Source organism: Enterobacter sp. RIT637, assembly GCF_019718755.1.
Classification (GTDB): domain Bacteria; phylum Pseudomonadota; class Gammaproteobacteria; order Enterobacterales; family Enterobacteriaceae; genus Enterobacter.
This window is the reverse complement of record NZ_JAIHAZ010000011.1, coordinates 84,998-104,644: the sequence shown is the minus strand read 5'-3', so window position 1 is coordinate 104,644 and position 19,647 is coordinate 84,998. Positions and strand designations below refer to the sequence as shown.

Genomic DNA, 19,647 nt, shown 5'->3' with positions numbered 1-19,647 from the left:
TTATTCAAATTCGTCCCAGCCGTCCAGTTGGCGTCTCTCCTGCTGCATTTCACGCTGGAAGATCTCTTCCAGTTCACGACGCGCTTCCCGCACGCGGGAGATCTGCGCCGTATCGGTATGGACCGGCATCAGCTCGCGCAACATCCGCATATCCAGCCGGCGAAAGTGCATTTGGGCACGCTGCGCCTGATGCGGATGCATGCCAAGCGAGATCAGCGCCTTACGTCCCAGCTCCAGCGCGCTGGAGAACGTCTCACGGGAGAAGTGTTTCACACCCGCCTGCAACAATTCGTGAGCTTCAACACGTCCCCGTGCACGCGCCAGAATATGCAGATGCGGGAAATGCTGTTGGCACAGCTCCACCAGCTTCATCGTATCTTCCGGATCGTTACAGGTAATCACGATGGACTCTGCCGCTTCCGCCCCCGCCGAGCGCAGCAGCTCAAGCTGGGTCGCGTCGCCGTAATACACCTTATAGCCATATTTGCGCATCAGGTTGACCGCGCTGATATCGCGCTCCAGCACCGTGATGCGCATTTTGTTCGCCATCAGCAGGCGTCCAATCACCTGTCCGAAACGGCCAAACCCCACCACAATCACCTGTGGCTTATCATCTTCCACCCAGGGCGCCTCGTCTTCATCGTCGGCCGGGTTAAACCGACGCGAGAGCAGCTTATCCACAAGCTTCATCAGCAACGGCGTGGTCATCATCGACAGCGTGACCGTCACCAGCAGCAGCGCCATCTGGTCATCTTTAAACAGCTTCTGGGAGGATGCAGTCGAGAACAGCACAAACGCGAACTCTCCTCCCTGGCTTAGCACGCTGGCAAACTGCATGCGTTCCGAGCTGCGCAGCCCGTAAATACGGGCCAGAACGTAGAGCACCAGCGTTTTCACCGCCACCAGCACCGCCACGCTCACGGCCACCCACAGCAGATGGGTATAAAGCACGCCAAGGTTCAGCGCCATGCCGACCGAAATAAAGAACAGACCTAACAGCAGCCCCTTAAACGGATCGATGGCAGTTTCCAGCTCGTGACGATATTCGCTCTCCGCCAGCAGCACCCCGGCGATGAACGTCCCCAACGCCATCGACAGCCCCAGCGCGTCCATAAACAGCGCAGAGCCAAGCACCAGCAGCAGCGTCGCGGCGGTAAACACCTCGCGAACGCCCGAGGCGGCAATAAAGCGGAACACCGGACGCAGTAAGAAACGCCCGCCAATCAGCATCCCCGCGAAGGCCAGTACCTTCATGGAGATTTTTACCCAGTCAAAATGATCGTCACCGGATCCTGCCAGCAGCGGCACCAGCGCCAGCGCCGGGATGACGGCCAAATCCTGGAACAGCAGCACCGAAAAGCCCAGCTGTCCGGCTTCGTTACGGTTCATCCCTTTGTCGCGCATCAACTGCAACGCCATCGCCGTGGAGGACATCGCGAGGCCAATCCCACCGATCACCGCCGCCTGCCAGGAAAACTGCGTCAACATGAGCAGCCCGCCCAGAATCGCGGCGCTGAACAGCACCTGTGCCGCCCCCACGCCGAAGATGGAGCGGCGAAGCTGCCACAGCTTGGACGGGTTCAGCTCGAGTCCGATGATGAACATCAGGAACACGACGCCCAGTTCAGAGAAGTGGAGGATCTCATCCACATCGCTGATGAATCCCAGCCCCCAGGGGCCGATGGCGATCCCCGCCAACAAATACCCCAGCACCGCACCGATACCGATACGTGCCGCAAGCGGCACCGCAACAACCGCCGCAAATAAAAACAGCACTCCGGCAAGGAGTAAATTCGATCCTTCCATCAACGACCTCCTGCCGGAATCGGTGAGGCCAGCCATTCACCGTAGGCTCTGGCGTGGCTCGCCAGCTCTTGTGGCTTCTGTCGCCGCGCCCAGTAGATAATAATCGGGCTCATCCAGTGCATACGGCACATCGCCGCCGTCAGTTCGAAGGGACGCAGGATATCGCTCATCGGATAGCGGTTCAGCCCGTCGTGACGGTAAGCGCTTTCTGGCTCACCGGTCGTGATGACGCTACGCCAGTACTTTCCCGCCAGCTGGTTGCCCCCCACCCCGCTGGAAAAGCCCCGGCTCAGCACGCGGTCCAGCCACTCTTTGAGCAGCGCCGGACAGCTATAGGTATAAAGCGGATGCTGGAACACAATGACGTCATGCTGACGCAGCAGTTCCTGCTCGTAAGGAATATCAATAAAGAAATCAGGATAGTGCGCGTAGAGATCGTGCACCGTTACGTTACTGAGCTGTGTAGCCGGCTTAAGCAGCACCCGGTTCGCCACCGAGTCCTGAGATTCCGGATGGGCATACAGCAGCAGCACCTTTGCTGTCTGAGACATCATTCCCCTCCCGGTCTTGTTTCTGTTTTTGTGTATCGTCGCTGTTTTGGGCTACCATGGCGGCCCGGTGCGGAAAATGGCCCACACCTTACATTATCATAATGACAAATTAACATAGTCGGAACATACGGCGCTTCTATGATTGTTTTCTCCTCGTTACAAATTCGTCGCGGCGTGCGCGTTCTGCTGGATAACGCCACTGCTACCATCAACCCAGGCCAAAAAGTGGGCCTGGTCGGCAAAAACGGCTGCGGTAAATCCACCCTGCTGGCGCTGCTGAAAAACGAGATTAGCGCGGATGGCGGTAACTTTACCTTCCCGGGGAACTGGCAGCTTGCCTGGGTAAACCAGGAGACGCCTGCGCTGAGCGAACCGGCGCTCGACTATGTTATCGACGGCGACCGTGAATACCGCAAGCTCGAGGCAGAGCTCAACGCCGCGAACGAGCGCAACGACGGTCACGCCATCGCCACCGTTCACGGCAAGCTGGACGCCATCGACGCGTGGACCATCCGCTCCCGCGCCTCCAGCCTGCTGCACGGCCTGGGCTTCAGCAACGAACAGCTTGAACGCCCGGTCAGCGACTTCTCCGGCGGCTGGCGTATGCGCCTCAACCTTGCGCAGGCGCTGATCTGCCGCTCTGACCTGCTCCTGCTCGATGAACCGACCAACCACCTCGATCTTGATGCGGTTATTTGGCTGGAGAAGTGGCTGAAGAGCTATCAGGGCACTCTGATTCTGATCTCCCACGACCGCGACTTCCTCGACCCGGTGGTGGATAAAATCATTCATATCGAACAGCAAACGATGTTCGAGTACACCGGCAACTACAGCTCCTTCGAGCGCCAGCGCGCGACGCGTCTTGCCCAGCAGCAGTCGATGTACGAAAGCCAGCAGCAGCGCGTGGCGCACCTGCAAAGCTTTGTGGATCGCTTTAAGGCCAAGGCCTCAAAAGCCAAGCAGGCCCAGAGCCGCATCAAGATGCTGGAACGCATGGAGATGATTGCCCCGGCGCACGTGGATAACCCGTTCCACTTCAGCTTCCGCGAGCCGGAAAGTCTGCCGAACCCGCTGCTGAAGATGGAGAAGGTCAGCGCGGGCTATGCCGACCGCATTATTCTCGATTCCATCAAGCTCAACCTGGTGCCGGGTTCTCGCATTGGCCTGCTGGGGCGTAACGGCGCCGGTAAATCGACGCTGATCAAGCTGCTTGCGGGCGAGCTTAACCCGGTCAGCGGTGAAATCGGCCTGGCGAAGGGCATTAAGCTGGGCTACTTCGCCCAGCATCAGCTGGAATTTTTACGCGCGGATGAATCACCGATTCAGCACCTCGCGCGTCTGGCGCCGCAGGAGATGGAGCAGAAGCTGCGCGACTATCTCGGCGGCTTTGGCTTCCAGGGCGATAAGGTAACTGAAAACACCGAGCGTTTCTCCGGGGGCGAAAAGGCCCGTCTGGTGCTGGCGTTGATCGTCTGGCAGCGTCCGAACCTGCTGCTGCTCGATGAACCGACTAACCACCTGGATCTCGACATGCGCCAGGCGCTGACCGAAGCGCTGATTGAGTTCGAAGGCGCGCTGGTTGTCGTCTCGCACGACCGTCACCTGATCCGCTCCACCACGGACGATCTCTATTTAGTGCACGGCGGTAAAGTTGAACCGTTCGACGGCGATCTGGAAGATTATCAGCAGTGGCTGACGGACGTGCAGAAGCAGGAAAACCAGCCGGAAGAGTCAGCGAAAGACAACGCCAACAGCGCGCAGTCGCGTAAAGACCAGAAGCGCCGTGAAGCGGAGCTGCGCACCCAGACGCAGCCGCTGCGTAAAGAGATTGCCCGTCTTGAAAAGGAGATGGAAAAGCTCAACGCCACGCTGGCTACCGTGGAAGAGAAGCTGGGCGACAGCGAACTATACGATCAGAGCCGCAAAGCGGAACTGACCGACTGCCTGCAAACCCAGGCGAAAGCCAAATCCAGCCTCGAAGAGTGCGAAATGGCGTGGCTGGACGCGCAGGAACAGCTGGAAGCCATGCTGCAGGCCGACTAAACCATCGGGAGGGTTATGCGTTTCGATACCACGAGCGATATTACATTCCGCAAGCTCAGCATCTTCATGACCTTTATGGAGAAAGGGAATATCGCGCGTACCGCCGAAACGCTGGGGCTGAGCGGCGTCAGCGTGCACCGCGCGCTGCACACGCTGGAAGAGAACGTGCGCTGTCCGCTCTTTACCCACAAGGGGCGCAACCTGATTGCGCTCCCCTCCGCGTGGACATTGCTGGAGTATTGCCAGGAAGTAATGCAGGTGATGGAGCGCGGGCTGGAAGAGTCCCGCAAAATTGCCGGAATCGGCCAGGGGCGGCTGCGCGTGGGCACGCTCTACTCCCTGACGCTGGAAACCGTGCCGCGCCTGATTATGGGCATGAAGCTGCGCCGTCCGGATCTGGAGATGGATCTGACGATGGGCTCCAACGACACCCTGCTGCACATGCTGGACGAAGGCTCGCTTGACGCGATTCTTATCTCCATCTCCGAAAGCGATATCGACCGTAACAGCCTCGAAGTGCTGCCCCTGTTCCACGACGACATTTTCCTTGCCGCACCGGCTTCCGCCACGCTGAATACCAGCGGACCTGCGGATCTGCGTGATTATAAAGACCAGAAATTTGTCGCCCTGGCGGAAGGGTTCGCCACCTATGCAGGGTTTCAGGATGCGTTTCATATCGCCGGATTCGAGCCGGAAATCGTCACACGGGTGAATGACATCTTCTCGATGCTGAGTCTGGTGCAGGCGGGCGTTGGCTTTACGCTGATGCCGGGCAGGATGAAGAAGGTCTACGAGAATTCGGTGCAGCTGTTGAAGCTGGCTGAGCCGTACCAGATGCAGCAACTGATCGCGATTGTCTTTGCCCGTAACCGCGAGCAGGACCCGAGCCTGCGGGCATTAGCCGCCGAAGGGCGGATGTATGCGCGCAGCCTACAGGAAAGTGTGTGATACAAAATAAGACAACCGAACCCGTAGGCTGGGTAAGGCGAAGCCGCCACCCGGCAAAAAAACTCACGCACGAAGCCCCCCCGCCAGATGCACCGCCACGTCCACCCCGCTGCGCTCCAGCGAGATAGTCTCCCCTTCCCACGCAGCCTGACGTGTCAGGCAGGTCAGTATGCCGCCGGGCGGCATTTCAATCGCCAGCCGCGCTTCGCGTTCGTTAGCGGAAATCACCGCCTCCTGCCAGCGCACGGTTCGCGCCATGTTCATCGCCAGATCGTCTGCAATCTTTTCCGGCTGCCAGAGCACGCGGCCGGTACTGCCGCTAAGGTAGGCGCAGCGTGGACGTGCCAGCGTGACGGACTCAAACGCCGCCGCCAGCTTGTGTGCCGGTTCCGCCAGCAGTTCACAGTGGGACGGCACGCTTACCGCCAGCCGTTTGGCCTTGCTCGCCCCTTTTGCCAGCGCTCGCGCCGCCACCTGCGCCATCCCGTCATCACTTCCGGCAATCACGATCTGCGTTTCAGCGTTCAGGTTGGCAATATAGGTTCCGGTGCCTTCAATCAGCGTTTCCACCTGCGGCAGGGTTAAACCCATGATTGCCGTCAGGCCGTAGCCGTGCGGGTACGCCTGCTCCATCAGGTCACCGCGCAGCGCCACCAGCCTCAGCGCGTCCGAAAAATCCAGCGCGCCCGCGATAACCGCCGCCGGATATGCCCCGATGGACAGCCCGCTGACGATATCCGGCGTCACGCCGCGACGTTCCAGCTCGCGCGCCCAGGCCACGCCGGTAATCAGCAGCGAAAGCTGAACCGCGCGGGTATGGGTTAACGCGTCTACGCTGTCCAGCGTATCCACTTCGTCGCCAAGCACCTCTCGCGCCTGCTCCAGCTCCGTTCCCGGCAGGTTTTGTAGCATTCCTTCATGCTGCGTGCCCTGTCCCGGAAAGGTAAACAGTATTTTCATCACTCCTCCCTGCTCCACGGATCCGCCACCAGGCGGGGTCCACATTGAGTTTTTAGCAGCGTTTTGCCGTCGCGCAGCCACTCCGCCAGCGCGAAGCCTCCTTCTGAGGTATCGACCTGCGTATCCCCCCGACACAGTGCGCGGCTCAGCTGCGACTGCCATGCGGTAAAAGCATCGAGGGAAATCGGCTGCGGCGCGCGGATCAGCAGATCAAGATCGCTGTCGGCATGAATAACCGGAATACCGGTCGCCAGCGCGTAGCCGGTGCTGCCGGTGATGCCCCACGTCCACGGCCACGACTGCTGCGCAAGCTGCAGCGCCACCTGAACCGGCGGCTGGGAGACAAACGGCGAACGCAGCAGATCGGCGGTGGCGCACAGGTCTTCCGGCGACACCACGCGCAGCACGTTTTCGGGCTTCACCCACCCGGCCGCCCGCTGGTCGCGGCGCAATCCGCGCACGCCAACGGGAATGCGGCCTTCGCTATCAACATCACGCCGCACCACCACCGGCAGGCCGGTATGCCAGGCCGCCTCCACCCAGGATTCGGTGATGCCTTCCAGCGCGTCTCGCGCGCTAAGCCAGATGAGGTCGTGCGGGCGTAATGTTGTAGTCATGATTACATTCCTGAAGTCAGCGAGATAAACAGCGGCAGCGACAGGATACACAGTACGGAGCTTAACAGCAGCACGGCTTCAGCATCCGGCGACTGCACGCCAAAGCGGTTACCGAACACCACGCCGAAGAAGCCCGCGGAGAGCGCAATCATCAGGATAGCGGTAATCGCCACCGAGCCGTGCAGACCGAAGATCAGCACGATACCCCAGGCAATCGCGGGCTGAATCAGCAGCTTGGCGATGGTTGAGGTAATCACCATAGTGTTGATCTGCAACTTGCGGGCAGAGAGGATCACCCCGGTCAGGAACAGCGCCGCAGCGGTGGCGGACAGCCCCAGCGGTTTAATCGCCGCAAGCACCAGTTCCGGCATTTTGATGCCAATGGCGGAGAGAATCACGCCCAGCAGCGGACCCATCACGATCGGTTTTTTAATGGAACGCCACATCAGCACCGGCAGCATGGAGAGCGTTGAGCCGGAATTATTCCCCTCGGCGCGCGCTTTCTCGCGCTCCAGGATCAGCAGGCAGAACGGGGTCATCAGCACCGAACCGCAGGCAATAGAGACCGCAACGGAAAGCGACGTGGAAGATCCTTCACCCAGCACGCTGCCCAGAATCGGCAGGCCAAGCGCCGCGTAGTTCGGCAGGGCAACGGTAAGCGTCAGCACCGCCGCGTCCTGCGGGGATTTCTTAAAGATTTTGGTGGCAAGGAAGTAGATGACCGCATAGGTGATCCACATCGCCAGGGTCAGCACCAGGATCAGCGGCGACTGCGCCACGATGCCGGTCCACGGAGTTTGCACGGTGGCGCTAAACAGCGCGGCAGGCAGTGCAAAATCCATCACGAAGATATTGAGCAGGGAAACGTTTTTGTTATCGACCATCTTTGCCTTACCGGCCCAGAATCCCAGCAGCATGATGACGAAAATCGGTGCAAGAGCATGAACAATTACGTAAGTCATAAATCACCTGTAGTAAAAAAAGTTTTAGCACTGGTGCGATGTTTATTATTTTTCAGGATGCAGGCTCCCACGCGGGCGCAGCGCGCGCGCCCACGGGGGGTTGCATCTCTGGCAGGTCTCTTTTTTACTTACCAGCTGGCTCGCATACGTTCGCGTACGAGCGCCGAGCTGCGGCGGTTGTCAGCACCCAGACGGTTTTTCAAGGTGATATCCTGACGTGCGTCACTGATGGCCTGCTGCAGGGTGGTTTTCACCTGCGCCAGATCGTTATCGGATGGGGCATCCGGGTTGCTGATGTCCAACAGGTTAGAAAGCAGCCCCAGCGTGGCGTAGTTGCTGATGTCATACGCCATTGGCGGAATGGTTGCCGCCAGTTTTTCCAGCGCCTCGACGGTACGCAGCGTAATGCGCGCCGCAGACTCTTTGCCCATCGCGTGGATCAGCACACCTTTGTCGTTAAAGGCAATCAGGCGGTTAGCCTGGTAGCCGTGCGCCAGAAACGCGCCGGACATCGCCTTGCCGACGATCAGGCCAATCACCGGATGACCGGCCAGGCGCGCGTTCGCATAGGCTGCCGCCGCACCGGCCAGCGCCTGGTGAATACCAAACGCTTCTTCACGACGGCCATAGGCCTGGCTTGGAACGTCAATCACCGCCACAATCGGGCGCTTAACGGCCTTATCGGCGTCCGCCGCGACGGTTTCGCTGACCACTTTCGCCAGCGTCCAGCCTTCCAGCAGACCGACTTCACCCTTCGCGGCGCGCGGGAAGTGGTTATTGGCATCCGGAACCACGGCAACAAAGCGCACCGCTTCGCCGTTAAGCTCGGCGTCTACCGCCTGCACGGACGGGCATAGCCCTTCCACACGTTTTGCATTCGGGGCGAGAATATCCAGCCAGAGTTCGCCACGGCTCATTGAGTTAGTCATCATTTCACCTCCCGGGCAAAAAGCGCGTTAATCTGTTCGGCATCGGCCTGTTTGCGGGTGTCGAAATGGGTCAGACGGTTCAGGTAATCGTCGTAGTTATCGGTGCGGTGTTTCGCCGGTACGCCTTTCGCTATCGCCTCGTTCATCGCCGCTTTCACCGCGTTTACGCCGTCGCCTACCAGCGCATCCACCAGACCGCTTTGATAACGCACTTCGCCGCCGGTCATGCTCCAGATAAACGGACGGTCGCGGGAGTCGTACTCTTCAATGCCCGCTTCTTGCTCGATAACCTGCGGGCCGTTGAGGCCAAGACGCGCTTCACGGGTCACGATCAGGTAGCTGCACAGCGCCGCGGCGATGGACATCCCGCCGAAGCAGCCCACGGTCCCGGCAACAATCCCGACCACCGGGGTATAGCGGCGCAGGTCAACGATCGCGGCGTGGATATCGGCAATCGCCGCCAGGCCGAGGTTAGCCTCCTGCAGACGCACGCCGCCGGTTTCGAGGCACAGCACTGCCTGAGTCGGAATGCCGTTGCGGTTATCTTCCGCCGCCAGCTCCAGCGCCGCCGCCATTTTGGCGCCGGACACTTCGCCCATGCTGCCGCCCTGGAACGCGCCTTCAATCGCGACCACGACCGCAGGCTGACCGTTGATGGTGCCTTTCGCCACCACCATGCCGTCATCGGCCTGCGGGACAATGCCCTGCGGCCCAAGCCACGGAGAAATAATGCCCTCAAACGGATCCAGCAGTTCGCGGTAGCTGCCGTCATCCAGCAGGGCCTGCGCGCGCTGGCGCGCTTTTAGTTCGATAAAGCTGCTGTCATCACGCATGGCTCACCCCCTCAAAAACCTGTTCGATGCGAATGCGCGCCACGCCCGGCGTCGCGCCGAAGTCATGAATGGTCAGTTTGCCTGCCGGCAGGCTGCTGACCGTTTGCAGGCGGTTGAACAGCGCCTCCCAGCGGCCACGGCTGTTGTCGACTGAGGTGGTGATATCAATGGTTAAGGTCTGGCCCGGTTTGGCGGCGAACAACACCTCCATATCCCCGGAGCCGACAACCCCTGCCAGCGCCCTGCCGCTTACTTCGCGGCTGGCGGGCACGGTTAATGTAATTTTTTCCATAACATCCTCTTAATGCTTTGAATAAGGCGTTTCGACGCGGTCGAGAAACAGCGTGGCGGCAAGCAGGTCGGCAGCGCCGCCCGGTGAAGCGTTAAGCGCCAGCATCTCACGGTCCAGGCTCGCCAGCGCCTGCTGGCCCGCCGCCGTTGCACACCCTCCGGCGTTCAGTACCGCACGGGCACCGCTCTGCATGGCGTCCAGCCCCTCCATTCCGGCGCGTGACAGCACGCAGGTGTCGGTGAGGGAGGTCATGATGGCCATCAGCGCGTCGAGCCTGGCCTGCGTTTCACTGCTGCCGTTGAGACGGCTGAGGCGAAGCTGCGGCAATGCGCGCTGCATAACGTGCGGGAACGCCTGCTGCGCCTCTTCGCGTGCGCCCGGCACGCGGTAGCGGTGCGTGGCGCGCAGGCCTTTGCTGAACACCCTTGGTGCCGCGTCGTCCGGGAGTTTCGCCAGCTGAGCGGCGGTATTCGCGACGACCTGCGCAGTTGCCTCCCCGCCCAGCATCGCCACCGCGCTCACCAGCAATCCCAGCGCCCAGATCGCGCCACGATGGGTATTCACCCCGTCGGTGGCTGCCATCATCTGCTGCTCGCCTTCGCGGCCAAGACGGCCAACGCTTTGCCGAAGCGCAATATCTGCCGGACGCTGCCAGCTCTGCTGTGCCAGCGCCTGAAACGTGGGGGTCAGGCTGTGCGCGGAGCGCTCCATCAGCGCAAGCGATAAATCGTGGTGCGCGCCGTTCCCCCGACTGTCCACCAGACCGGGTTTCGGGCTTAAACGTGCTTCGTCAATCAGACACTGCGTGGCGGTTCGCGCCAGCCATTCGGCACCGCCTTCAACCTGAATCTGGGGCAGAAGTTTCATTACCAGCTCCGGAATTTCGCAGGTGGGTTATACAGACCGCCGGACCACTCCACGAGGTCAGACACGCTGCCAGCAGCCAGCAGAGAGCGGGTGGCGTCGGTGCGGCGAATCCCCATATCTTCCGGATAAACCACCTTGCCGCTCTGGCGCAGTTCCGCCACGCGTTTGGCGTCAACGCCCAGGCCGATATCGGTGATCCCCGCGACGGCGGCAACCATGGCCCGACGCTCTTCCAGATCTTTCGCCCGGTAGAGGTAGGCAATGCCCTCTTCCGTCAGCACGTGGGTCACGTCATCACCGTAAATCATCACCGGTGCCAGCGGCATGCCGGAGGCTTTCGCCACGTCAACGGCATCAAGTTTTTCCACGAAGGTTGGCTTCACGCCTGCCTGGAAGGTTTCCACCATCTGCACGACCAGTTTTTTACCGCGCTGCATCGGGTCCGGCTCGGTGATCATGTTCAGCCAGGCCGGGGTCGCATGACGACGACCGTGCGGGTCATGGCCCATGTTTGGCGCACCGCCGAAGCCGGAAAGACGGCCGCGGGTCACGGTTGAGGAGTTGGCGTAACCGTCAACCTGCAGCGTAGAGCCGATGAACATATCCACCGCGTACTGGCCTGCCAGCTGGCAGAAGGCGCGGTTGGAACGCATGGAGCCGTCGGCACCGGTAAAGAAGACATCAGGACGGGCGCGGATGTACTCTTCCATCCCCAGCTCGCCGCCGAAGCAGTGCACGCTTTCCACCCAGCCGCTTTCAATGGCGGGGATCAGCGTCGGATGCGGGTTCAGCGTCCAGTGTTTACAGATTTTGCCCTTCAGGCCGAGCTGTTCGCCGTAGGTGGGCAGCAGCAGCTCAATCGCCGCGGTGTTAAAGCCGATACCGTGGTTCAGGGACTGCACCTGGTGTTCCGCATAGATGCCTTTGATCGCCATCATCGCCATCAGGATATGTTCCTGTTTGATCAGGCGCGGGTCGCGGGTGAACAGCGGTTCGATAAAGAACGGCTTGTCCGCAACGACCACGTAGTCGATCCAGGAGCCCGGAATATCGACGCGCGGCAGATCGCACTCGTCGTCCACCAGCTCGTTCACCTGCGCGATGACGATGCCGTCGTGGAACGCGGCGGCTTCCACCAGCGCCGGGGTATCTTCGGTACTCGCCCCGGTGTAGAGGTTGCCTTTGCGGTCGGCTTTAAAACCGGCAATCAGCGCCACGTTTGGCGAAAGGTCGACGTAGAGGCGTGAGTAAAGTTCGATGTAGGTGTGAATCGCACCGATTTCGAGCTGACCGTCTTCCAGCAGCTGCGAAATACGCAGGCTTTGCGTCCCGGAGAAGGAGAAGTCCAGTTTGCGGGCGATGCCTTTCTCGAAGATATCCAGATGCTCGCTGCGGCCAACGCTTGGCATGATCATATGCAGGTCGTGAACGATTTGCGGGTTCACTTCAGCGAGCGAGCGGGAAAGGAAATCCGCCTGCTTCTGGTTGTTGCCTTCCAGCACGACCTTGTCGCCCGGGGCGATCAGTTTTTCCAGCATGGCGACAAGATCGCCGGTTGGCAGTACTTTGCCCTGCACCGGTACGGAGGCCAGGCGACGCGCTTTTTCCGAGCGTCGCGTGTTCCAGTGCCGGGTGGGTGTTTGCCCAGATAACATTATTAACCTCCTGATTCAGCTAATCATTCTGATTTGCTTAACGTTGAGTAAAGTCTGCGCTCTGGCGAGAAAGGCATCAATTAAGCGTAGAGCTGAATCATTAGCCTGAGAGTAATAATCAAGGTAAAGATTTGTGATCGGGATCAGTTCATGGTTCGGAAATCCAGGCTAAACGGGGTACAATTCGGAAGGTATAGTAAATTTCTGACAAGAATCAGCATCGCCCTTATGACCCAAATCATTCCATCAGACTTCGACATTGCAGCCGAAGAGAGCGCAGAGTTCGTGCCCATGCGCGGCGTGGCTAACCCCCACCTGCAAACCATGCTGCCGCGCCTGATCCGCCGCAAGGTGCAGTTCACCCCGCACTGGCAGCGCCTGGATCTGCCGGACGGCGACTTTTTAGATCTCGCCTGGAGCGAAGCGCCGGAGCAGGCCCGACACAAACCTCGCCTGGTGGTGTTTCATGGTCTGGAAGGCAGCCTGCACAGTCCCTACGCCCACGGTTTAATCGAGGCGGCGAAAGCCCGCGGCTGGCTGGCGGTGGTGATGCATTTTCGCGGCTGCAGCGGCGAGCCGAATCGCCAGAAGCGCATTTATCACTCCGGCGAAACCGAAGACGGCACCTGGTTTTTGCACTGGCTGAGAGAAAACTTTGGCACGGTGCCAACGGCGGCGGTGGGCTACTCGCTGGGCGGTAATATGCTGGCCTGCCTGCTGGCGAAAGAGGGTGATGCGGTCCCGCTGGATGCCGCTGTTATTGTCTCCGCCCCCTTTATGCTGGAGCAGTGCAGCTACCACATGGAAAAAGGGTTTTCCCGCGTCTATCAGCGCTATCTGCTCAACCTGCTGAAGGCCAACGCCGCGCGCAAGCTGAAGGCCTACCCGGACACCCTGCCCGTTAGCCTGCAGCAGCTCAAGCGCGTGAAGCGTCTGCGTGAGTTTGACGATCTGATCACCTCGAAGATCCACGGCTTTGCCGATGCGATTGACTATTACCGTCAGTGCAGCGCCATGCCGCTGTTGAATCAAATCACCACGCCGACGCTCATCATCCACGCCAAAGACGATCCGTTTATGGATCATCACTCCATTCCGGCACCGGAGCATTTACCGGCCAACGTGCAGTATCAGCTCACCGAGTACGGCGGGCACGTGGGCTTTGTTGGCGGCACGCTGCGCAGGCCGAAAATGTGGCTGGAAACCCGCATCCCTGACTGGCTCACCTCTTTTCTGGACGGTAAAAAATGATTATCCCCTGGCAGGATCTCGCTCCCGAAACGCTCGATAATCTGATTGAAAGCTTTGTATTACGTGAAGGCACCGATTATGGTGAACAAGAACGTTCGCTCGAACAAAAGGTCAGCGATGTTAAGCGCCAGCTGAAAAGCGGCGACGTGGTGCTGGTGTGGTCCGAACTGCATGAGACGGTCAATATCATGCCCCGCAACGCGTTTCACGGCTGATCTGTAAACCTTTCCAGTCAGGGAGTTGCTATGTCTGCCAGACATCCGGTTATTGCCGTTACGGGCTCAAGTGGGGCGGGAACCACCACCACTAGCCTCGCTTTTCGCAAGATTTTCGCACAGCTGAATCTCCGGGCGGCAGAGGTGGAGGGCGACAGCTTTCACCGCTACACGCGCCCGGAAATGGACATGGCCATCCGCAAGGCGCGCGATTTGGGCAAGCACATCAGCTATTTCGGGCCGGAAGCCAACGATTTCGGCCTGCTGGAACAAACCTTCCGCGAATACGGGCAGAGCGGGACCGGGCAGTCCCGCAAATACTTGCACACCTACGACGAAGCAGTTCCCTGGAACCAGGTACCGGGGACGTTCACCCCGTGGCAGCCGCTGCCGGAGCCGACCGACGTGCTGTTTTACGAAGGGCTACACGGCGGCGTGGTCACGCCTCAACATGACGTCGCGCGCCACGTGGATCTGCTGGTCGGCGTGGTGCCGATCGTTAACCTTGAGTGGATCCAGAAGCTGACGCGTGACATGAGCGAGCGCGGGCATTCTCGCGAAGCGGTGATGGATTCCGTCGTGCGTTCCATGGAAGATTACATTAACTTCCTGACGCCGCAGTTCTCCCGCACCCACATCAACTTCCAGCGCGTGCCGACGGTAGATACCTCCAACCCGTTTGCGGCTAAAAGCATCCCGTCGCTGGATGAGAGCTTTGTCGTCATCCACTTCCGCAACCTCGAAGGCATTGATTACCCCTGGCTGCTGGCGATGCTGCAGGGCTCGTTTATTTCGCACATGAATACGTTGGTGGTGCCGGGCGGAAAAATGGGGCTGGCGATGGAGTTAATTATGACGCCGCTGGTCCAGCGACTGATGGAAGGGAAGCAGATCGCGTAACGTCTGTTGCCGGATGGCGCTTCGCTTATCCGGCCTACGTTCGTGCAGTTGTAGGCCCGGTAAGCGCAGCGCCACCGGGCTTTGTTTTTACGCCTCGATCACTTCATACGAATGCGTGATTTTTACCGCTTTCTCCAGCATTAACGCCACTGAGCAGTATTTCTCCGCAGAAAGGTCTACGGCGCGCGATACTGCGGCATCCTTCAGTTCTTTACCGGTCACGATAAAGTGCAGATTAATGTGCGTGAACAGGCGCGGCGCCTCTTCGCGACGTTCGGAAGTAAGCTTCACTTCGCAATCGGTCACATCATGACGGCCTTTTTGCAAAATCGACACCACGTCAATTGCGCTGCATCCGCCCGCCGCCATCAGCACCATCTCCATCGGGCTTGGGGCTTTGTCGCCGGAGTTACCGTCCATCAAAATCTGATGTCCAGAAGCAGATTCGCCCAGGAACGTTAAACCCTCAACCCATTTCACACGCGCTTGCATATTCATTAACTCCAACGTTGCATTTTTGGTGACAGATTACGCGTGCATTACATTTCTCGCAACGGAAGGCGACCTGCATCATGCTGAAGCGAGACACCAGGAGACACGCGGCAAAAGCTATGCTAAAACACTCTGGATGCTACAGTAATACATTGACGTTACACATGTATGCAGAGGACATCAAACTTTACTGGCTGCGAAACGTTACGACAGCCGACTTCCCAGGGTATGGGTAAGAATTCGATTGCAACCCCAGAGTCCGGATGCATCTGATGACTCTGGTGACAGCTTATAACAGAGGATAACAGCGCATGGTGCTTGGCAAACCGCAAACAGACCCGACTCTCGAATGGTTCTTGTCTCATTGCCACATTCATAAGTACCCATCGAAGAGCACGCTGATTCACCAGGGTGAAAAAGCGGAAACGTTGTATTACATCGTTAAAGGCTCGGTGGCAGTGCTGATCAAAGATGAAGAAGGGAAAGAGATGATCCTTTCTTATCTGAACCAGGGCGATTTCATCGGTGAACTGGGCCTGTTTGAAGAGGGCCAGGAACGTAGCGCCTGGGTTCGTGCAAAGACAGCATGTGAAGTGGCTGAAATTTCTTACAAGAAATTCCGTCAGCTGATTCAGGTTAACCCTGACATCCTGATGCGTCTTTCTTCCCAGATGGCACGCCGTCTGCAGGTGACGTCTGAGAAAGTGGGTAACCTCGCCTTCCTGGACGTGACCGGCCGTATCGCGCAGACCCTGCTGAACCTGGCGAAACAGCCAGACGCCATGACCCACCCTGACGGCATGCAAATTAAAATTACCCGCCAGGAAATTGGTCAGATCGTCGGTTGCTCCCGTGAAACAGTGGGCCGTATCCTGAAAATGCTGGAAGACCAGAACCTGATCTCCGCCCACGGTAAAACCATCGTGGTTTACGGAACGCGTTAATTCCGCTCAAACGGCGTGCCATCGCAAGGTGTCACGCCGTTTTTGTCTCTACTCCCCATGTGGCGCAGGCTGATCTATCACCCGGAAGTTAACTACGCACTGCGACAAACGCTGGTGTTGTGCCTTCCTGTGGCCATAGGCCTGATCCTCGGACATCTTCAGCAAGGTCTGCTGTTTTCCCTCGTGCCTGCCTGCTGCAACATTGCCGGTCTGGACACGCCGCATAAGCGCTTTTTCAAACGCCTCATTATCGGTGGCTGCCTGTTTGCTGGCTGTAGTCTCGCGGTACAGCTCCTGCTTGCCCGTGATATCCCGCTGCCGCTGATCCTGACCGTGCTGGCGATGACGCTTGGCGTGACGGCGGAAATCAGTTCGCTGCACGCGCGACTGCTGCCCGCCTCGCTGATTGCGGCCATTTTCACGCTAAGCCTCGCCGGGAATATGCCGGTGTGGGAGCCGCTGCTGATCTACGCCCTTGGCACGCTCTGGTACGGGGTGTTTAACTGGTTTTGGTTCTGGCTGTGGCGGGAGCAGCCGCTGCGTGAATCCCTGAGCCTGCTCTATGTGCAGCTTGCGGATTACTGCGAGGCCAAATACACCCTGCTCACCCAGCATACCGACCCGGAGAAATCCCTGCCGCCGCTGCTGACGCGCCAGCAAAAGGTTGTAGACCTGATTAGCCAGTGCTACCAACAGCTGCACATGCTCGCCGCCAACAAGAACCACGAATACAAACGGCTGCTGCGCACCTTCCAGGTGGGGCTGGACCTGCAGGAGCATATCTCCGTCAGCCTTCACCACCCGCAGGAGGTGCAAAAGCTGGTGGAGCGCAGCCATGCCGAAGCGGTGATCCGCTGGAACGCGCAGACCGTCGCCGCGCGGCTGAGGGTTCTGGCTGACGATATCCTCTATCACCGCTACCCCACGCGCTTCAACATGGACAAACAGCTCGGCGCGCTGGAGAAAATCGCCCGTCAGCATCCGGATAACCCGGTAGGCCAGTTTGCCGCCTGGCACTTCAGCCGCATCGCCCGCGTGTTGCGCACGCAGCGCCCGCTTTATCCGCGTGACCTGATGGCGGATAAGCAGAAACGTCTGCCGCTGCTGCCCGCGCTCAAAAGCTATCTGTCACTGAAATCCGCCGCCCTGCGCAACGCGGCGCGGATAAGCGTGATGCTGAGCATTGCCAGCCTGATGGGCATGGCGCTGCACCTGCCGAAACCCTACTGGATCTTAATGACCGTGCTGTTTGTGACGCAGAACGGCTACGGGGCCACGCGAGTGCGTATCTTCCACCGGGCTGGCGGAACCCTGGCCGGGCTGATTATTGCGGGCGTGACGCTGCACTTCCACGTGCCGGAAGGCTATACGCTGGTCGGGATGCTGGCGATCACCATGGTGAGCTATCTGATCATCCGTAAAAACTACGGCTGGGCAATGGTGGGCTTTACGGTCACGGCGGTGTACACCCTGCAGCTGCTCACGCTCAACGGCGAGCAGTTTATCGTGGCTCGGCTGGTCGATACGCTGATTGGCTGCCTGATTGCCTTCGGCGGCATGGTCTGGCTGTGGCCGCAGTGGCAGAGCGGATTGCTCAGGCAGAACGCCCATGATGCGCTGGAGGCCGACCAGCAGGCCATTCGCCTGATCCTCAGCGACGACCCGCAGCCCTCCCCGCTGGCGTATCAGCGGATGAAGGTCAACCAGGCGCACAACGCCCTGTTTAACTCGCTCAACCAGGCGATGCAGGAGCCGGGCTTTAACTCGCACTATCTGGCAGACATGAAGCTGTGGGTGACGCACAGCCAGTTTATCGTCGAGCACATTAACGCCATGACCACACTGGCGCGCGAGCACACGATGCTGACGCCGGATCTGGCGCAGCGCTATTTGCAGTCGTGTGAAATTGCGTTGCAGCGGTGCCAGCAGCGTCTGGAGTATGACTCGCCGGGCGAGGCGGGGGATTCGAATATTCTGGAAGCGCCGGAGACGTTAACCCACGGGCCAATGAGCACGCTGGAGCAGCATTTGCAGCGCGTTCTCGGGCATCTGAACACCATGCACACCATTTCGTCGGTGGCATGGCGTCAGCGCCCGCATCACGGTATTTGGTTAACGCGCCGGTTAAAGCGAACCGAGTATTAGCCTTTAACGATCTTCGCGACCGCCGCGGCAAAGCGGGTTAACCCGTCTTCGATGTCTTTGTCTTCCACCACCAGCGACGGCGCAAAGCGCATCACGTCCGGCCCGGCATTGAGCACCATCACCCCTTCGTGCGCGGCGGCGTGCAGGAAATCACGCGCGCGGCCTTTGTACTGCGGCGTCAGCTCGGCGCCAATCAGCAGCCCCATGCCGCGGATCTCGCTGAACACATTATATTCATCGTTAATCTGCTGGAGATGCTTCACGAACAGCTCACGCTTCGCGCTAACGCCGTTCAGCACCTCAGGCGTATTGATAATATCAAACGCGGCTCCCGCCACGGCGCTCGCCAGCGGGTTACCGCCGTAGGTGGAGCCGTGAGAGCCGACGTGGAACGCGGAAGCAATCTCCTGCGTCGTCAGCACCGCACTCACCGGGAAACCGCCGCCGAGCGCTTTGGCGCTGGTCAGGATGTCCGGCGTCACGCCGTAGTGCATGTAGGCAAACAGATCCCCGGTACGCCCCATCCCGCACTGGACTTCATCAAAGACCAGCAGTGCCTGATGTTCGTCGCACAGCTCGCGCAGCCCTTTCAGGAATTCCGGCGTCGCAGCGGTCACGCCGCCTTCGCCCTGAATAGGCTCGACCACCACCGCGCAGGTGTGGTCGTCCATTACCGCTTTCACCGCGTGCAGATCGTTAAACGGCACGTGGACGATATCGGCCGGTTTCGGGCCAAATCCGTCTGAGTATTTCGGCTGGCCGCCAACGGAGACGGTAAAGAAAGAGCGTCCGTGGAAGGCATTGTGGAAGGCGATGATTTTGGTTTTGTACGGGCTGTGGCGCGTTGTGGCGTAGTAGCGCGCCAGCTTAAACGCCGTTTCGTTGGCTTCGGTGCCGGAGTTCATAAACAGCACGCGTTCCGCGAAAGTGGCATCGATGATCTTACGTCCCAGGCGCAGCGCCGGTTCGTTGGTGAACACGTTGCTGGTGTGCCACAGGGTTTCGCCCTGGGTTTTCAGCGCCTCCACCAGCGCGGGATGGCAATGGCCCAGCGCCGTCACCGCAATGCCGCCCGCGAAATCAACATACTCTTTGCCCTGCTGATCCCAGACGCGGCTGCCTTTCCCCTTCACCGGGATAAACTCAGCCGGTGCATAAATCGGCAGGATCACTTCATCAAATGTTGCGCGGGTAATTGCTGGTTGTTCAGTTGCCATGTCATGACCATCCATTTTTA

19 protein-coding genes are annotated in these 19,647 nt (G+C 59.4%); 7 read left to right on the top strand and 12 right to left on the bottom strand.

Annotated elements, in window-relative coordinates:
- On the bottom strand, positions 1–1,806 hold the full coding sequence (kefB, locus tag K5E19_RS16140) for a glutathione-regulated potassium-efflux system protein KefB (protein ID WP_221552100.1): 1,806 nt from the start codon (positions 1,804–1,806) through the stop codon (positions 1–3).
- Positions 1,806–2,360, bottom strand: coding sequence for a glutathione-regulated potassium-efflux system ancillary protein KefG (kefG, locus tag K5E19_RS16135; protein WP_221552098.1), 555 nt, complete (start codon positions 2,358–2,360; stop codon positions 1,806–1,808). Before kefG ends, kefB begins: the two co-directional genes overlap by 1 nt.
- A 135-nt stretch (positions 2,361–2,495) precedes the next feature.
- On the opposite strand from kefG, the gene K5E19_RS16130 reads away from it, so the two are divergent.
- A complete protein-coding gene (locus tag K5E19_RS16130; protein WP_221552097.1) occupies positions 2,496–4,400 on the top strand; it encodes an ABC transporter ATP-binding protein in 1,905 nt (634 codons plus the stop codon).
- 15 nt (positions 4,401–4,415) lie between these two features.
- Positions 4,416–5,348, top strand: coding sequence for a LysR substrate-binding domain-containing protein (locus K5E19_RS16125; protein ID WP_221552095.1), 933 nt, complete (start codon positions 4,416–4,418; stop codon positions 5,346–5,348).
- Positions 5,349–5,411: 63 nt separating this feature from the next.
- Here K5E19_RS16125 and mdcH read toward each other — a convergent pair whose 3' ends face one another.
- The 8 genes from mdcH to mdcA form a co-directional block, all read right to left on the bottom strand.
- On the bottom strand, positions 5,412–6,308 hold the full coding sequence (gene mdcH / locus K5E19_RS16120; RefSeq protein WP_221552093.1) for a malonate decarboxylase subunit epsilon: 897 nt from the start codon (positions 6,306–6,308) through the stop codon (positions 5,412–5,414).
- Entirely contained in the window at positions 6,308–6,925 is a 618-nt protein-coding gene (locus tag K5E19_RS16115) for a malonate decarboxylase holo-ACP synthase (RefSeq protein WP_221552091.1), read from the bottom strand. The genes mdcH and K5E19_RS16115 overlap by 1 nt, the downstream gene beginning before the upstream one ends.
- Before the next feature lie 2 nt (positions 6,926–6,927).
- Positions 6,928–7,887, bottom strand: a complete 960-nt coding sequence (locus tag K5E19_RS16110) for an AEC family transporter (protein ID WP_010436318.1) — start codon at positions 7,885–7,887, stop codon at positions 6,928–6,930.
- Between the two features lie 128 nt (positions 7,888–8,015).
- Entirely contained in the window at positions 8,016–8,816 is an 801-nt protein-coding gene (gene mdcE, locus K5E19_RS16105) for a biotin-independent malonate decarboxylase subunit gamma (protein ID WP_221552131.1), read from the bottom strand.
- Positions 8,816–9,649: a biotin-independent malonate decarboxylase subunit beta gene (locus K5E19_RS16100; RefSeq protein ID WP_221552089.1), complete on the bottom strand. Its 834-nt coding sequence runs from the start codon at positions 9,647–9,649 to the stop codon at positions 8,816–8,818. Before K5E19_RS16100 ends, mdcE begins: the two co-directional genes overlap by 1 nt.
- Entirely contained in the window at positions 9,642–9,941 is a 300-nt protein-coding gene (gene mdcC / locus K5E19_RS16095; protein ID WP_221552087.1) for a malonate decarboxylase acyl carrier protein, read from the bottom strand. Before mdcC ends, K5E19_RS16100 begins: the two co-directional genes overlap by 8 nt.
- Positions 9,942–9,950: 9 nt before the next feature.
- Positions 9,951–10,808 (bottom strand): triphosphoribosyl-dephospho-CoA synthase, encoded by an 858-nt coding sequence (locus K5E19_RS16090; protein WP_221552085.1) that lies wholly within the window; start codon positions 10,806–10,808, stop codon positions 9,951–9,953.
- The gene (gene mdcA / locus K5E19_RS16085) at positions 10,808–12,463 is read right to left on the bottom strand and encodes a malonate decarboxylase subunit alpha (RefSeq protein WP_221552083.1); all 1,656 of its coding nucleotides are present in this window, start codon (positions 12,461–12,463) and stop codon (positions 10,808–10,810) included. The genes K5E19_RS16090 and mdcA overlap by 1 nt, the downstream gene beginning before the upstream one ends.
- Positions 12,464–12,691: 228 nt before the next feature.
- On the opposite strand from mdcA, the gene K5E19_RS16080 reads away from it, so the two are divergent.
- Genes K5E19_RS16080 through K5E19_RS16070 form a run of 3 tightly spaced genes read left to right on the top strand, consistent with a single transcriptional unit; the run spans position 12,692 to position 14,829 of the window.
- Entirely contained in the window at positions 12,692–13,714 is a 1,023-nt protein-coding gene (locus K5E19_RS16080) for a hydrolase (protein ID WP_126545828.1), read from the top strand.
- The gene (locus tag K5E19_RS16075; protein ID WP_126545829.1) at positions 13,711–13,929 is read left to right on the top strand and encodes a YheU family protein; all 219 of its coding nucleotides are present in this window, start codon (positions 13,711–13,713) and stop codon (positions 13,927–13,929) included. The genes K5E19_RS16080 and K5E19_RS16075 overlap by 4 nt, the downstream gene beginning before the upstream one ends.
- 30 nt (positions 13,930–13,959) lie before the next feature.
- Positions 13,960–14,829, top strand: coding sequence for a phosphoribulokinase (locus K5E19_RS16070; protein WP_003861663.1), 870 nt, complete (start codon positions 13,960–13,962; stop codon positions 14,827–14,829).
- Between the two features lie 87 nt (positions 14,830–14,916).
- Here the strand turns inward: K5E19_RS16070 and K5E19_RS16065 are convergent, their stop codons facing one another.
- Positions 14,917–15,321, bottom strand: a complete 405-nt coding sequence (locus K5E19_RS16065; RefSeq protein ID WP_010436331.1) for an OsmC family protein — start codon at positions 15,319–15,321, stop codon at positions 14,917–14,919.
- Positions 15,322–15,632: 311 nt separating this feature from the next.
- On the opposite strand from K5E19_RS16065, the gene crp reads away from it, so the two are divergent.
- Positions 15,633–16,265 (top strand): cAMP-activated global transcriptional regulator CRP, encoded by a 633-nt coding sequence (gene crp / locus K5E19_RS16060; protein ID WP_000242758.1) that lies wholly within the window; start codon positions 15,633–15,635, stop codon positions 16,263–16,265.
- 57 nt (positions 16,266–16,322) lie between these two features.
- A complete protein-coding gene (locus tag K5E19_RS16055; protein WP_221552129.1) occupies positions 16,323–18,410 on the top strand; it encodes a YccS/YhfK family putative transporter in 2,088 nt (695 codons plus the stop codon).
- On the opposite strand, the gene K5E19_RS16050 is transcribed toward K5E19_RS16055, so the two are convergent.
- On the bottom strand, positions 18,407–19,627 hold the full coding sequence (locus K5E19_RS16050) for an aspartate aminotransferase family protein (RefSeq protein WP_221552082.1): 1,221 nt from the start codon (positions 19,625–19,627) through the stop codon (positions 18,407–18,409). The two genes, K5E19_RS16055 and K5E19_RS16050, sit on opposite strands and share 4 nt — an antisense overlap.
- Positions 19,628–19,647: the final 20 nt, after the last annotated feature.